14 protein-coding genes are annotated in these 15,982 nt (G+C 40.6%); all 14 read right to left on the minus strand.

The genetic code is table 11. From position 1 onward, the window contains the following. Position 1: 1 nt before the first annotated feature. The gene (locus NHH15_RS14775; protein ID WP_262067419.1) at positions 2–307 is read right to left on the minus strand and encodes a hypothetical protein; all 306 of its coding nucleotides are present in this window, start codon (positions 305–307) and stop codon (positions 2–4) included. A gap of 77 nt (positions 308–384) precedes the next feature. Beyond that, positions 385–1,008: a TetR/AcrR family transcriptional regulator gene (locus NHH15_RS14780; RefSeq protein WP_262067420.1), complete on the minus strand. Its 624-nt coding sequence runs from the start codon at positions 1,006–1,008 to the stop codon at positions 385–387. 164 nt (positions 1,009–1,172) lie between these two features. Then, on the minus strand, positions 1,173–2,102 hold the full coding sequence (locus tag NHH15_RS14785; protein ID WP_262067421.1) for a beta-galactosidase small subunit: 930 nt from the start codon (positions 2,100–2,102) through the stop codon (positions 1,173–1,175). Next, positions 2,086–3,978 carry a glycoside hydrolase family 2 TIM barrel-domain containing protein gene (locus NHH15_RS14790; protein WP_262067422.1) on the minus strand — a complete coding sequence of 631 codons (1,893 nt, stop codon included), beginning with the start codon at positions 3,976–3,978 and terminating at the stop codon, positions 2,086–2,088. Before NHH15_RS14790 ends, NHH15_RS14785 begins: the two co-directional genes overlap by 17 nt. Positions 3,979–4,029: 51 nt before the next feature. Beyond that, positions 4,030–5,094: a galactose/methyl galactoside ABC transporter permease MglC gene (locus NHH15_RS14795; RefSeq protein ID WP_262067423.1), complete on the minus strand. Its 1,065-nt coding sequence runs from the start codon at positions 5,092–5,094 to the stop codon at positions 4,030–4,032. Between the two features lie 10 nt (positions 5,095–5,104). Further along, complete coding sequence (locus NHH15_RS14800) at positions 5,105–6,601, minus strand: sugar ABC transporter ATP-binding protein (protein ID WP_262067424.1); 1,497 nt, start codon at positions 6,599–6,601, stop codon at positions 5,105–5,107. A 62-nt stretch (positions 6,602–6,663) separates the two neighbouring features. Further along, entirely contained in the window at positions 6,664–7,776 is a 1,113-nt protein-coding gene (locus NHH15_RS14805; protein ID WP_262067425.1) for a galactose ABC transporter substrate-binding protein, read from the minus strand. Positions 7,777–7,906: 130 nt separating this feature from the next. After that, positions 7,907–8,896 carry an ROK family protein gene (locus tag NHH15_RS14810; protein WP_262067426.1) on the minus strand — a complete coding sequence of 330 codons (990 nt, stop codon included), beginning with the start codon at positions 8,894–8,896 and terminating at the stop codon, positions 7,907–7,909. Beyond that, positions 8,893–10,287: a glycoside hydrolase family 1 protein gene (locus NHH15_RS14815; RefSeq protein ID WP_262067427.1), complete on the minus strand. Its 1,395-nt coding sequence runs from the start codon at positions 10,285–10,287 to the stop codon at positions 8,893–8,895. The genes NHH15_RS14810 and NHH15_RS14815 overlap by 4 nt, the downstream gene beginning before the upstream one ends. Before the next feature lie 111 nt (positions 10,288–10,398). Next, entirely contained in the window at positions 10,399–11,148 is a 750-nt protein-coding gene (locus tag NHH15_RS14820; RefSeq protein ID WP_262067428.1) for a helix-turn-helix transcriptional regulator, read from the minus strand. 24 nt (positions 11,149–11,172) lie between these two features. Next, entirely contained in the window at positions 11,173–12,135 is a 963-nt protein-coding gene (locus tag NHH15_RS14825; RefSeq protein ID WP_262067429.1) for a substrate-binding domain-containing protein, read from the minus strand. Further along, positions 12,125–13,873 (minus strand): cache domain-containing sensor histidine kinase, encoded by a 1,749-nt coding sequence (locus NHH15_RS14830; RefSeq protein WP_262067430.1) that lies wholly within the window; start codon positions 13,871–13,873, stop codon positions 12,125–12,127. Before NHH15_RS14830 ends, NHH15_RS14825 begins: the two co-directional genes overlap by 11 nt. 2 nt (positions 13,874–13,875) lie before the next feature. Further along, positions 13,876–15,480, minus strand: a complete 1,605-nt coding sequence (locus NHH15_RS14835) for a response regulator transcription factor (RefSeq protein WP_262067431.1) — start codon at positions 15,478–15,480, stop codon at positions 13,876–13,878. 234 nt (positions 15,481–15,714) lie between these two features. Next, a partial coding sequence (locus NHH15_RS14840) for a nucleotidyl transferase AbiEii/AbiGii toxin family protein (protein ID WP_262067432.1) occupies positions 15,715–15,982 on the minus strand: 268 nt, incomplete at its 5' end.

The following is a 15,982-nucleotide window of genomic DNA, read 5'->3' on the forward strand; positions in this document are numbered from 1 at the left end:
ATCAATTCATCTCACTCCCTATAGAGGAAGGAGAATTCTTGATGTTTTTGTTAAAAGCACTCACATGGGATAGTTCCAACCCATGGACATAGAACACTCCATGCAGAATAACGCAGAGAGCAATTCCGGCGGCGAGCAATAGACCTGTTTGAAGGGTTAATTCCTCTCCTACAAGCAATGGTTTAATAATTTTGAAAAGCAGATAAAAGGGAACAACACTCATAATGAGTCCAATGAACATCGATATAACAGCTCTGTATGTATATTTTTTATATTCACCGGCATACTCCAATACCTTTTTTAGCAAAGTAGTACCTCCTTTAGATTGTTAGCATTAGCTAACCTATGTAGAAAAAATTATGGGTGGTCACTTTCTAAAATGACCTACCCGAGTTCCTCAAAACCAAGTACACGATTCCAATTGAAAAGGTTGCAGACAATCTTACAATGCGCAACGATTTCATCCCATGTATAGCCATGGATAAATGGCTCATATATAGTTGCCCAAAATGCTGTAAGCAGGATATGCATTTCTTTTCTGGATATCTCTGTATGTGCAAGCCCTCTTTTGTAGGCCTCCAGAAAATAGTTATACGTTTTCCCGGTCATATTATCCACCCAGTCATGCTGGAAATCTGCATATCGTGTCCCAGCAGAGCATCGAATGAGCAAAAAGAAACCATCTTTTTGGGCGTAAAGAAATCGATACCACCCCATCATAACAGGCTCACCCATGTCCCAAGCCGCTATCAACTCGTTGTCCGACAAAAACTTTTCATCCACTTGGGTTTTCGCCGCAACAAAATCATTGAGAGCTGAAAGGGTCTCAGCAACAACAGCATTGAATAGTTCTTCTTTTCCCGTATACCTTTTGTACAGTGCTCCTGTCGTAATACCGGCATTTTCACAAATTATTTTCAGCGATGCCTTTTCAAATCCATTGGCAAGAAATTCTTCTTTTGCACTATCTAAAAGTCTTTGATCTATTGAGTGATCTGGTTTCGACATTATAATCCCCCCTGTGATAATTAGATTATCGATAATCTAATTATCAATATATACCTCTCGACATTTTTTGTCAAGAAAAAACAAACGAACTCTTTTTGTAATCGTATACAAAAAAAGAGTTCGTTTGTTCTAGCAAGAGTGTTAGGGCGTTATTTTGTCCGTCTTTACATTGATTCGCTTTTCACTAATTTGAATGAGTATTGAATATCTTCTTCTGCACTAATATGATATGCATGTTCCACATCAGCTCCCCAACTATTGATTCCGCCCACACCACGGACCTTCCCCAATACCGTTAAGATGGTTCTGCGCGGCAACGGCAGTTCCTCCTGATGTGTAGCTGACTCTAATTCCAATGCTGTGTAGGGAATGCTGGAGAAGGCAAACGATTGATCAGCCGCTTTAAGACACAATGTGCTATGACCAGCTCCATATAGTTTTACCCATTTCGTATCCATATGCATGTTACAGTCTTGTGGAACAATGTAAGGGGTGACCGGCTGCCCCATCACTTCAAACGCTCCCTTATCCCCTCCTGCTTTGCGGTCTGGATAAGTTTCACCGGATATACCCTCATATCGAAACTTCTTAGCCAAATGACACAGGGTGAAACGTATTCCAAAAGCAGGTAGCTGAGGCAAACCCTTTACCCCATGATAAAGGGTTTGAATGGTGATATCACCGCTTGCTTCTATTCTATATGTAACCTCTACCGTTGTTGCAGGAACAGTGGTGGTCCGGAATATAAAGGTTATCTCTAACTCATCTGCTGTCTCTGCCCCAGTGTATTTATTATTCTCCGGAGCAGATGGTTTGACAATATCCTGCCCATCTACCCGTACTTTAAAATCCTCACAATAAGAGAACATATCAGCCCCCATCCACATACTGGACTTCGCTGAGAAACCACATCCCCGATCATTGTCAGTGGTTGCCCGCCAGAAACATGGACGGGGAACTCGATACATCCACTCGGTTCCCTTGACTACATAGGATTCCAGTCCACCTCTTGCATAAGAAAAGATATAATGAAAATCAGCTCCTGCCACACCTAGATTTGCATCACCAAAGATTAACTTAAGAGTATTTTCCATAATAATATTTCACCTCCTGCATAGCTGGTTTTTCTGTTCTGTCGGCAAATAAGATTCCGTTTCCGGAGAACTCATAATCAGACGGTCGGTCTTCAAAATCTCCGCCGTAACGCATTACTTCCTTGCCGGATATTTCATCGTGCACCAATAAGGCTTGGTCAACATAATCCCAAATATACCCGCCATGATAATTATCGAATTCATCCAACAACTCCATATAAGAATTCATCCCACCTAGGGAATTACCCATACAATGCATATATTCACAGATGATATAGGGTTTCTTGGGATGGTTACTCAGGTATTCCCTAATTTCTTCCGGCGGCGCATACATACTGCTCTCTACATCTGAAATCTCATCCTCGTATTCCCGGTTCTGATACACTCCTTCATAATGAACCAACCGTTGTGAGTCAGCTTCTTTATAAAAATCGTGCATAGCCTTGATATTTTCACCGGCATACGATTCATTCCCCAAGGACCAGAATAAGATGGAAGTATGGTTTTTAAGCACTTCAAAGTTCGTTCTGGCTCGGTCAACTACCATTTCTCGCCATTGTGGTACACTGCCCGGGATATTATAAGAAGGTTCAACCGCCCACATCTTCTGCCAGGAACCATGGCTTTCCATATTCACCTCAGCCATGACATAAAGTCCGGCTTTATCACAAAGATAGTACCACGGAATCTGGTTTGGATAATGTGAAGTTCTAATGGAGTTAATATAATTCTTTTTTATAATATCTATATCTTGTTCCATCTGATCCAATCCAATACATCTTCCTGTATGAGCATCCCATTCATGACGGTTCACTCCATTAATAATAAGTTTACTTCCATTAAGCAGAATCTGTTTATTCTTAATTTCAATCCGCCGAAAACCAAATTGATATGGTACAAATTCAATCACATCACCTTGTCCATCTTTAATCTCTGCACAGAATTCATACAAATATGGATTTTCATTACTCCATAAATGGACCTCTTCAAACGCATGATTAATAGTTAACTTCTTTTCATTCACAGTTAATGACTGACGCCAGATAATCTCACCTTCACTATCTTTCATATAGCAGTCTAGTATTCCGCTAGATTGCTCCAATAAAGAAGCAAAGGTAAATTCTATATCCAAATTCGCTGATTTCATATCTTCATTTACTAGCGGCTTAATCCACAGATTCTCCAGATGCAGCTTAGGTATTGCATATAATTTCACCTCACGGAAGATACCAAAAAAGCGAAAGAAGTCCTGATCCTCTAAAAATGCCGCCGTACTGCGCTTATGCACTTCTACTGCCAGACGATTTCCCTTTTCCTTAATATAAGGAGTCAGGTCAAACTCTGATGGTGTAAAGCTATCTTCCGCATAACCTACAAACTCGCCATTTAACCAGAGATAAAATGCCTGTTCCACCCCAGCAAAATGAATACGAATCTGTTCCCCCTGCCATGCCTCATCAAGATCGAACTCCCGAACATAAGAGCCTACGGGATTGTACTCTGCTTCACTGAATAAAGTTTTTTTATTCTCACTTCGTTTCAGACTATGGGGAGGACGCCGAAAAATATGTCCTTCCCACGGGTACATCATATTAATGTAATGGATTTTATCATACCCGGCCAGTTCAATGTGACCCGGTACAGTAATTGTATCAAAACCGCTATCATCATAATCCACCTGAAAGAAATCCGCCGGTCGTTCTTTGGCGTTTTCTGCATAACAAAACCTCCATTCTCCGTTTAAGCTTTTTGAATAAGAAGAATCACCTCTGATTGCTTCTGCCTCATTACGGTAATACATATGGTCACTATGCGCTGCCAGTTGATTAACCCGGAACGTCTCCGGATCGTCTAGCCACTGTAATTTCATTTCCACTTCGCCACCTCCAGATTTTTAGAATACTGATAACATTCTTCTTCTCCCTAATTATTTACGTACCAAATATTTTCTCATATCAATTGCACAAGCTACCAGAATAATAAGTCCTTTAATTATGTAAATCATATTTACACTAACACTTAGGAAGCTCAATCCAACAAAGATTAGTTTCAGTAGAACTACACCCATAATAACACCACTGATTTTACCAATCCCACCAACAAATGAAACACCACCAATCACACAAGCAGCAATCCCATCCATTTCGTAGTTAAATCCGGTATTGGCTGAGTTGGAGCCGATTCGGGCTGCTTCAATGAAGCCGGAAACAGCATACAGAGCCCCCGCCAAAAGAAATACTTTAATAATCGTTCTGCCAACATTCACACCAGATACATTGGCTGCCTCCGCGTTTGCTCCTACCGCAAACATATTCTTACCAAATTCCGTTTTATTCCATACAACCCACATGACAATCGTTAGCACAATCACAAATAACACAAAGTTCGGTACCGGTGTACTGCCAACAGAGAAGAGGCTTCCCTTAATCAGATTCGTATACTTTTCATCCAAGCCTGATATTGCCTGACCATTATTGTTTCCATTCATCAGATACATTAAGATGATTCCATATAGCATCAGCTGAGTTGCCAAGGTAACAATAAAAGGATGCAAGTTCAACTTGGCAATAAATGTGCCATTGAGACCGCCAATAAATGCTCCCATAAGAACAACTCCCACAAAGACAACTAAGACCGGAATCTCAGGTAGATTAGGAAACATCTTGTTAGCATAGTCACTCATTTGCAATAATGATGCCGCCACACAAGCAGTCAATCCTACAATTCTGCCAGCTGATAAGTCGGTACCGGTCAGTATAATGGCTCCAGCAATTCCCAACGCCAGAGGCATAGCTGCCGCTGATAACGAGATAATATTTACAATAGATTCTTTCCCCAGGAACTCTGGTCTTTGAATCTGAATAAAGACAACTGCAATGATAATAAAGATAAACAAAGAATTATTAATTAGCAGTTCCTTGAACCACTTTCTTTGATCTGCTTTATCCATCGCTTTAATTCCTTCAATTTTTGATTTTACCTTTAAGCTCATTTTTCTCCTCCTATAGATACTTGGCCGCATAGCTCATAATCTGCTCTTGATTAGCCTCTTCCGCCGACAGTTCACCAGCAACTCGTCCATTAGACATTATTACAATTCGGTCACATACTCCCAATAACTCCGGCATTTCTGAAGATACCATAATAACTGATTTGCCTTTGGCTGCTAAGTCAATAATTAGTTGATAAATTTCGTACTTGGCACCTACATCAATTCCTCTGGTGGGCTCATCCAACAGTAAGACTTCCGGTTCTGTCAGAAGCCAGCGTCCCAAAATCACCTTTTGTTGGTTTCCCCCGGATAAAGATCGAATCTGTGTGTCCTGATTTGGTGTCTTAATACTCATAGACTTTATTGCCCAATCGGTATCCTTCTTCATCTGGATATTATCCAACAGACCTGCTATCCGCTTATATTTCTTAAGATTAGAAATAATCGTATTTTCTCGGATACTACGCACTCCAAAGATTCCTGTCGAACGCCTCTCTTCTGTTAGCAAAGCGAATCCGTTACGGATAGAATCCACTGAATTCTTATTCTGAATCTTTTTACCATCTAAATAGATATCACCGCTCTTTCTGGTGGCGATCCCAAAAAGATTCTCCAACAATTCTGTTCTGCCAGAGCCATCTAACCCCGCCAGTCCGACAATCTCGCCGCGGCGGACTTCCATGGATACGCCCTGCAAGTGGGAATACATGGCTGTCATTTGGTCAATCTTTAGAACCACTTCACCGGGTTCATTGTTTTTAGGTGGATATAGGTTCCTTAACTCTCTTCCTACCATTAACTTAATAATTTCACTCATTTCCAGCCCTTTGGCATCTTTCGTTGCTACCCACTGGCCATCACGCATAATAGTAACTTCGTCCGATATTTTCAATATCTCATCCATTTTATGAGAAATATAGACAATTCCGCACCCCTGCTCTTTTAACATATTAATTATTTCAAATAAGTGCTCTACTTCTTGATCGGTCAATGATGAAGTTGGTTCATCGAAAACAATAATCTTGGAATCATAAGATACAGCCTTGGCTATTTCCACCATTTGCCGCTGAGATACCGGCATGGTACTCATAATTCGCTTCGGATCGACTTTAACATGCAGCTTCTCAAAGATGGCCTGTGTGTCTTTATACATCTGCTTCTCTGAAGTAATCAGCTTACCTACTTTTGGATAACGTCCCAGCCATAAGTTATCCATAATATTTCTTTGCAGAGCCTGATTCAATTCCTGATGAACCATAGCCACGCCAGCTTCTAAAGCATCCTTGGCATTCTTGAATTCCACTTCTTTTCCATCAAGAAAAATCTGCCCGCTGTCCCGCTTATACATTCCGAATAAGCATTTCATCAAAGTTGATTTTCCGGCACCATTTTCTCCCATAAGGGCATGCACGCTCCCTTTTTTCACATTGAAAGAAACATTATCAAGGGCTTTTACACCGGGAAATTCTTTGTTAATGTTTTTCATTTCTAAGATAACATTACTCATTTTCAACTCGCTCCTGTCTGTATGGAGAAGGACGCTGTCAGCCAGCGTCCTTCGTACACCTTTTATTCACCTAAGTATACTTCGTATGGTATACGGATCTTAGCGACTCCTTCATCAATCGGATAATCAGTGATTCCGTCCAGAGCCTCTTTGCCGCCTAAACCATTCTGCATTACAAGGGTAATAACTTCCGCAACCTTTTCTGCATCTTGTTTAATTGTTCCAACCATAATTCCCTTTTCTATTAAAGATTTCGCTGCTTCAGTTGCATCTACACCAAATACTGGAATCGTCTTATCGCTGCCTTCTTTGTTGTAACCAACAGTCTGCAATGCCGCAATCGCTCCTTCTGCCATACCATCATTGTTACAGATAACAAGCTCAACCATATTTTTGTTGGCATCATTGTATTTACCAAGTGCAGTTGCCATATAATCCTGCGCTGCTTTGGCTGACCATGCACCATCTTGATCTACCTGGTATTTGTTCTTATTACTGTCATCGTAGAAAGAAAGTGCTTCTTTTCCAGCTTCTTTTAACACTCTATCCGCTTCTTCTACTGCGTACTGAGTTCTGTATGCAGCATCTTTATTGCCTTCTTGTCCTTTGAACATTGCATAAGAAATCTTACCATCTCCATTTAAATCAACTTTATCAAAGTTTTCTACCAGATATTCCCCGATCATTTCACCCTGCATCTGCCCCGCTTCTTCTGCCAAGGTTCCGATAAAGGAGCACTTATCATAGCTGTTTACCACTTCATCCGATACTTCTCGATTAAAGAAAATAACCGGAATATCCTTTTCTTTTGCTGCATTGACAATCGTGTATGCTGCATCGTCTGAACCGGTTTCAACTAAGTTAACAATCAACAGGTTGGCACCACTGGTCAGAGCGGTCTGTACCTGCTCAGTCTGAGTCTGCTGATTGGTATTGCCATCATAATCTGTATATGCTACACCCACATCATCTAATTCTGCATCTAAAGCAGTTCTGACTGTTGAAATAAAGGTATCACCATAAGAATAATAGAATACATGGACATTACCACTAGTGCTACTCTTTTCACCCTCGGTCGAATCGCTTCCAGAATCTTTACTGGAATTACAACCCGTTACCAACATTGCTGCCATTGCAATGACAAGCATTACACTTACTAATTTCTTCATTTTCATCTTTCTTCCTCCTGTATATCCGGCAGCATTTATCACTGCCTTGATGTTAATAAGTATAAGATTTTAAAATCACAAAAAAAATAGAAAATAGTATTCATTGGGTTAGAAATACTATTTTCTATCTTATCTATTAGAGTATTTTATACTGGTTTAAAAAATTATAAAGTGCTCCATATTGATTCGCTTCACTACCAAGTCGGCACTGCCCTAAATCTACTTTAATATCAATCAGTCCTTGATAATATTGCTGTTGCTTTTCACACTGCTGATAAATATCCCCAATCAACCGTTCCTGCTTACTGACGCCACCACCAATTAAAATCTTCTCTGGAGCATAAATGGTCTGAAGATTCAGAATTAATTTGGCTAGGTTATAAGTATACTCCTGATATAATTCTTGAATATCCCGGTCTCCTGCCGTCAGCATATCAAAAAACTTGCGCCCATCAATCCCCTGACTATACTCAGCAGTATTATCCTCCTCTGCTAATTCTTGCTCAATATCAAATATCTGAGACAGCACGTAGTAATTTGGATTAGTTCTGACATCAATGTGTTTCTTAAGATATGCTCTTAGCAACAAGCAGGAGGTGCTGCACTGATAGAAGGCTGTACTGCGAAAATCTCTTTCTTCCCCTAAGATAATATAAGAAAATTCTCCCGCCGTTAAACTGCTGCCCTTATGTATCTGTCGATCCTTAATAATCCCACCGGCCAGGGCAGTCCCCAAGGTCAGGACGATACCATCACTGACATCTTGTAAGTTGCCTGCCCATAATTCAGCCAATGCACCACACTTACCATCATTCTCAATTGCAACTGGCACCGGAAGCCGCTCTTTAAAAAGCTTTCTAATTGACACATTACGCATGGTAAAAAAAGAACCTCCGGTCTGAATAAATCCCCGTTTCTCATCAATAAGACCCGGCATGCTAATGGCAATACCGATAAGCTCATGCCGCCTCCTAAGTTCTGTGTATTTTCCACAGACAAATTCAACATACTCTTCCTGTGACTGTAGAGGTGAGGCCTCTACCCCTTTCTCATATAGACTCCGCTTTATATCTAAAACAGAATATTTAGTAAAGGTTCCACCAAAGTCAAATACTAATACCTTCATCTTATTTCTCCATTTGATTCAATCAATCGTTGATACCAGTAAAAGGATTCTTTCGGATAGCGTTTCATATCGCCGCTCCCATCATCGTGCCGGTCTACATACACCATGCCATAACGCTTACTGAACTGGGCGGTGGAGGCACTGACTAAATCAATTGGCCCCCAGGTCAAATAACCTCGAACGTCTACTCCATCCTTAAGTGCTTCTTCCAGCTGTTCAATGTGTTCTTTCATATACTCGATTCGGTAGGTATCGTGAACGGTCTTGATTCCATCCTGCTCTATCAGCTCATCCTTCTGTCCCAGTCCATTTTCCACAATAAAAAGTGGCTTCTGATAGCGGTTCCAGTATTGATTCAAGGTGTATCTTAATCCTTTGGCATCCATCTGCCATCCCCATTGCGAAGCCTTCAAATAAGGATTAGGAATACCACTGAGAAGATTACCAACACTAGCCGCCTTACTTTCATCAGCCGTTGCACATGCGCTGACATAATAGCTCAAAGAAATAAAATCAACTGTATGGGTAAGAAGCTCCCGCTCCTGATTGGTTACTTGAATCTGAATCTGATTATCCTTGAAATACCGTAAAATATAGCCTGGATAATAACCACGCACATGTACATCTAAGAAGAAATCATTACGGTGTTCCTCTTCCATAGCCGCAATCACGTCATCGGGATTAGGCGTCAAAGGATAATAAGGCATCCCCAGCATCATACAGCCGATTTGATAATCTTCTGATATTTGATGCCCGACTTTAGTTGCCAACGCACTCGCTACCAGCTGATGGTGAGCCGCCTGATATAAGTCCTGTTTGGTCAGTTCTTCTTTGTGTGCATTAATTCCTCCGCTCATAAAGGGAGTTACCAGAATAGAGTTAATCTCATTAAAGGTCAGCCAATATTTTACCTGTCCTTTGTATCGCTTAAAAACTACCGTTACATACCGCTCAAAGAATGTAATCATCTGAGGATGCAGCCATCCATTATAATGCTCTGCCAAATGCAATGGCATCTCGTAATGGGAAAGGGTCACCATCGGTTCCATATGATATTTATGACATACTGCAAATAAGCGGTCGTAGAACTTCAGCCCCTCTTCATTGGGGGTCATCTCGTCCCCATTGGGAAAGATTCGGCTCCATGCAATCGAGATACGAAACATCTGAAATCCCATTTCCGCCATTCGTTTAATATCATCTTCATAACAATGGTAGAAATCATTCCCAATTAGTTTAAGATTGTCCGGCGTTGGTTGGGCACTTCTGGGTGAGCGGCCTCCGTTTGGTAATACATCCTGCACCGACGGACCTTTTCCGCCTTCTTGCCAGGCTCCCTCATGTTGATTAGCTGCAGTCGCTCCGCCCCACATAAATTCCTTTGGAAACATGTCTTTGTCCTCCTTGTTTATATAAAAAATACACCATCAAGATACTGTCCTTATCTTAAGGCAGATTCTCTTGATGGTATATCGTTATCTTTTCCTTTTTATCATTTCCTTTTAATACTCTGGGGGATGGTGGAGATGTCGAAATACCTTGGGCGACACCTTTTCCTGTTCTTTAAAAACCTTCCCAAAATAACTCTGTGAGTTGAACTTCAGATATTCGCTAATCTCGGCAATGGTTTTATCAGAATACCTCAATAGTTCCTTAGCTGTTTCTATCTTCTCTTGGCGGATATACTCTACAAAGGTAATCCCCGTGGAATCTGAAAATAGTCGAGAGAGGTACGTTGGATTAATACCAAGATTGTCGGCAACATCTGTCAAAGATACTTTTGCAAATATGTTGGCAGCAATATATTTCTTGGCATCTTCCACATAAATATTCGTCTGCCGACGGTCTTTACAATCCCTAACCAACTTCGTGAAGGCTACCAAAGCCTGGCTCCGCTCCGCCATAATCTCATCCACGGTATGGCATTCAGCAATCCTTTTTAAACAGACATCACTTAGCTGAAAACTCTCTTCGGTAGTTGCCCCAGCTTCAATTGCAGTTCGGGTAGAAACAGCGATGCAGACTACTGCCATATACTCTTCACTTTTCTTATGGTTCCCTTCAATGACTGACGGACAAACAGGCCAAAGAGTGTCAGCCTTTGTTTTCATATCCTCTACAGCACCGCTGCGCATCAGCTCAAACAATGCGTATTCATCTACATAACGATGATTATCAATAATCATATCCTGATGGCGCAGTCGATATTCCACTCTTTGCTTTACTAAAGGCAATTTACTTTTCTTCTCCATAACCTTCCCTCAAACAGGTGTCTGCTAATCAAACGGAAAGACAAACCGCTGACTATCAACATCGTATAAATTATTTCTGTCCACCACCAAGGCGCTGGTATATACATGCTTTTGTGTGGGCTCTACATTCTTAATTGCATTAACTGCGCTTTCAATTCCCAGATAGCCCATGGCAAATGGATTCTGCACCAACAGCTTATCAATCTCTCCTGTTTCCACCATTCCAATTGAGGGGATACTATTGTCCACTGCCACTACATCGACTTGATTGCCTAACTGTAATTCTTTTACAGCATATCCGGCACCCAAGGAAGTGAACTCATTAAAAGCCACCATACTATTTATATCTGCATGAGCCTGCAACATCTCCACCACTTCATCCGTTGCCTCTGATACATTGGAAACTGTGTTAATTGCATCTACAATAGTAACTCGTTCTTCTTGTTCCATGCGCTCCCGAAACCCACGCTCCCGTTCAATACCATTGGCAGAATTCTTATCGAAATTGACAATTCCTACTTTCACTTCACCCCTTCTAAGACTCAGCATCTCTTCCGCCGCCTGTTTACCTGTCTCATAATTATCACTTTCGATGGTCTGATATACATCATCAAAGTTCACGCCACTGTCAATACTAATAATCTTAACCCCCGCTTTATGAGCTTTTTCCAAACTTTCCACCGATTTGTTATAGTCAATCGCCGACAGAACAATCGCATCAGCCCCAGCCTCTACAGCCCGGTCAATTAAATCATTCTGTGTCTGATAATCCTCTTCATTCTTAGCTCCTTCAAAAGAAGTTGTCACACTATATTCAATCGCTGCTATATTCACCCCTTTTGCCACTTCCCGGAAATAATCTGAATGAGCGTATTTAGGAATGACGGCGATATAGCTTTTCTCGTATCCTTCCTGCTCCGCACATCCGCTTAGGAGGAGCAGCAAAGCCACCAGGACACCCACTATCTTCTTACATTTACCTTTCACTTCGATAGTCCTCCTCACTACGGACAATTGGCAGGCGGATTGAAATGGTTGTCCCATAGTCCAACTCACTGTCAATAGAAATTCCGTATGTTTCACCGAAATAAATCTTAATTCGGTCATTTACATTTTTAAGGCCAATACCACTGTCGTCGCTACGTTCCTTTTGCAGAATAGTTGCTGCTTGTTCCTCCGTCATCCCCTGTCCATTATCTTTGACCTGCATAATAATATCATTGCCATCCCGGCAGCCTCTAATTACTATTTCCCCAGTTTCAATTTCGGTATCAATTCCGTGATAGATAGAATTTTCAATAATCGGCTGCAACGTAATCTTATTGCAGTAATAGTCCAATATCTCTTCATCAAATTCCAACGAGTATACAAATTCATCACGATACCGGAATTTTTGAATCTTTAAGTAGTTCTCAGCATGTTGAACCTCATTACGGATGGTAATCAGATCGCGTCCCTTACTAATACTAATCCGAAATAATTTTGCTAATGCACCAATCATTTCTACTGCTTCCTCGGCTTTGCCCCGTTCACACATCCATTGTATCGAATCCAGAGTGTTGTATAGAAAATGTGGATTTATCTGAGCTTCCAAGGCCTTTAGTTCCGTTTTCCTAAGAGATATTTCTTCTTGTTTGATCCGTTGCAACAGTTCTCGAATCATAAAAACCATATGGGAAAACGAATCAGACAGACTCTTAATCTCTTGGATACTATTTTCCGATTGATATTCAAAGGCTTCCGCATTACGTTCAAACTCTTTCATAGCTTTTACCAAACACCGAACCGGATGGGACACCCTCCTTGATACAATAGCACTTGATAAGATTGACAGAACAATGCTGACTGCAGCAATTAACATTACGAATAGCCTGAAAGACTTCACTTGGAGTTCAATCAATTCATTGACATAGCTGACACCTACAATATTCCATTGCCCATTATCAATCTCTTGCTTACAATATATATCTGTACTTAATAAAGCTTCCCCATTTTTAAGCTTAGCGACTACATCCATATTTTCTTCAGCGACCCCAACATAGATCAGCCTTTGTTTTGGGTGATAGATAATGTCACCATAACGGTCTATAATGTAACAATACCCGCGCTGCCCTACTCCAACATTGTCAATATAGGTGGCGATTGAAGAGAACTGATAATCAATTACTACATAGCAGGCCTCAGACAGATAATCTACATCAACCTTCATCGCCATGGTCACCACCCATGGATAATAATTCACATAACAGCTTTGTACATGAGGCTTGGATAGAATGATTTTTTCATTGCTGCTAAACAGTTCTTCAGCATAGGATAGATTCTTAATATCATATCCTTTTATGTTCTGCCCATTTTTACCATGAATCAGAATATCACCTTGATAATCGTAAATATATACACCGGCAACATCCTGCTGCATTTCTGAAAAGTTGTCCATATACTTCTGAGCTTCCTCTTGGCTGCTGCAATGCCCAACTTCCTGAACCAACAGTTCCATCCGGATTTCCATTTGTTCTTTAATATTGTCGATGGTGGCAGCCGTTTGACTAACCACCTGCTCGCTATTACGCAATGCTGATTCTGTAATATTCTGCACATATCGGTTGATAAAAAAGACCGATAGCACTAAAATCAAAATCAAACTTATCATAATCATAATCGCTGCTACAAGAAATTGCAGGGATAATCCTTTTTTATTTTTCTGATTTTTTTCCAGTCTATTCATAATTATCTGTTCTTTCCCAACTCTCTGAGCCGGTTTGGCGATTCACCATAGTATCGCTTAACACAGTAGCTAAAATATCGGGTATCGCTGTAGCCGCATTTCTCAGCGATCTCTAACACCTTCATAGAACTAACCAACAGATATTCCCGGGCTTTTTTCATCCGCTCCTCAGTGAGCAGATTTCCAAAGGTCTTGCCGGTGTTCTTCTTAATCACTGCGCTTAGGTAGCTGGAGCTTATATGCAGAATCTGACTAGCTTTGGAAATAGACATTTCTTCATCATGATAATTATTTTTAATCAGATCCAGAGCTTTTTGCGTAAGCATTTCTGAATTCTCCCGCCGCTGATCAGCAATAATATTCCTTGCTTCAATACAAACCTTTTTGATTTGTTCCCAAATTGGTTCATTAAACTTATGTACTGTCTCATTATCCCATATATAAATGTGTGACAAAAACTGGGCAGCTTCTGCTCCGCCGGTAATCTCAGTAACCGACTTGCAGACGGTGGCGTAAAGATGAATGAGAAATAGATCCAGGTTATTGTTTTCTTTCATATCGATGGACTGGGAAATACTGTTTAAATAAATTTCAATCTCATCTGCTGCTCCTGTTTTAATTAAATGATCAAGTTTTTCTATTGTTTCATCGGTGACTTCGGTTAATACTTCTTGACTGGTAGTGGTTATATCTGAGGCATACTGCACCCGTCCATCTTCATCGGTATACCGAAGCATGGAAAGAGCTTCCTCGTAAATAGTGCTTAGTATGATCCAGTCATTATACATATTGCTGACGCCCATGATGCAGTCAAGCTTTAGAACCCGCTTAGCAGTCTGAACACATTCGGTAGTGACCAGATGCATAAATTTACTTAAATCCTTTCGGGTTCCAGTTGCTACTACTATTAGTTTATGCTTAGAATAAACTACTCCATAGGTTAGATACTTCTTAAAGATTCCATGGACAAAATCCAGATGCTTTAACTCAGTTACATTTTCTTTATTGCTATTGGTCAGCATTAATACACATACTTGAAAATGAATATCCTTTGCCGTTGAGTGCAGAAGCTTTAAATCAACCGCCTCATCGATAATATCATTTTCCTCCATTCTGCCGGATGTGCTGATTGTTCTATCAAATAATTGAGACATGAGGAATTCTGTCATCTGCAGTTGGTTTACCTGATTAACCTGATACTCTTGCCGATAGCCTTTTAATTCCTCGAAACGAAGATCAATCTTCTTTCGGATTTCAACCAGCTCTGCAGTAATTTCTTTAGAGGACAGCGGCTTTAGCAGATAACTAAGAACGTTGTACTGAATGGCTTTCTGGGCATAAGAGAAGTCGTCGAAGCCACTGATAAAAACAATATGCATGTATGGACGTATCTCTCTGGCCTGTCTGGCCAACTCAATCCCTGATACAAAGGGCATACGGATGTCAGTAATCAATAAGTCTGGTTGAAGTAACTCAACCATTTCCAGTGCTACCGCTCCGTTCTCGGCCTCTCCCACCACTTCAAAGCCTAACTTGTTCCAATCAATACTGTCAATGAGGGCTTTTCTTAATTCATATTCATCATCTGCTATTATGACCGTATACATATTCTACCTCCATAATTTTGTATGGTTATCATAGCATATGAGGTTTTATTGTGCAATTTGACTTCAGCTTTATAGGGTACACCTATCATGCCAGCAATCCGTTCAAGTGCAGATATGTTTGTCCTTATAGAGTTTCTTTTTGTGAGAATATATCCGGATATTTTTCGGCTGCAAACGGGGTTACTGTTGTCTCGTGAAACGGCATCCATTCAGCGAATGGTCCAATCTCCAATCTTACGCAGGAATCAATTCCCCTTTATAAAATTTTGCCGCTTCAGCATTAATCTGCTTATTAAATATATCCTGCTTGGTTTTTGACCTTTCTTCCCAAGGATTTTTCTCATTATTTATAATTTTTCTCCAATCCAAAATCAAATCTATATCCTCGGAAAACCGCTCTATGACATGGTATGATTTAGAAAGGCTTGTTCCGCCTTTAAACACAAAAGCATTTTCTTTATAAAAAATGCACTTATAACACAAAACTGCTAAAATGTTGTTG

The sequence above is a fragment of the Aequitasia blattaphilus genome (assembly GCF_024721305.1).
GTDB lineage: Bacteria > Bacillota > Clostridia > Lachnospirales > Lachnospiraceae > Aequitasia > Aequitasia blattaphila.